The following is a 435-nucleotide window of genomic DNA, read 5'->3' on the forward strand; positions in this document are numbered from 1 at the left end:
GCAAGGTCGAGCGCGGGGCGGGCAGCGCCTACAGGGTCAACGGCAAGGAGGCGCGCGCCCGCGACGTGCAGACCTTGTTCGCGGACCTGGCCTCGGGCTCGCGCGCCTCGGCGATGGTGAGCCAGGGGCGGGTCGGTGCGCTGGTGAATGCCAGGCCGGAGGAGCGCCGGGCGCTGCTGGAAGAGGCGGCGGGCATCACCGGGCTGCATGCCAGGCGGCACGAGGCGGAGCTGAAGCTGAAAGGGGCGGAGCAGAATCTGCTGCGCGCCGATGATCTGAAAGGCCAGCTGGAGGCGCGGCTAGGTGAGCTGCGCAAGCAGGCACGGCAGGCGACGCGCTATAAGGGGCTTTCGGGCAATATCCGTGCCGTCCGAGGCGGAGCTGCTGTCCATTCAGCGGGCGATTTCGGTGAAGGCGCGGGAGACGGCGCAGGCC

At 70.8% G+C, this 435-nt stretch carries 1 pseudogene; it reads left to right on the plus strand.

Features of this window, described 5'->3' with window-relative positions:
• A pseudogene (locus tag MXAZACID_RS17500) lies at positions 1–435 on the plus strand (hypothetical protein); the annotation flags it as partial.

It is taken from the genome of Acidocella sp. MX-AZ02, from assembly GCF_000306035.1.
GTDB lineage: Bacteria > Pseudomonadota > Alphaproteobacteria > Acetobacterales > Acetobacteraceae > Acidocella > Acidocella facilis.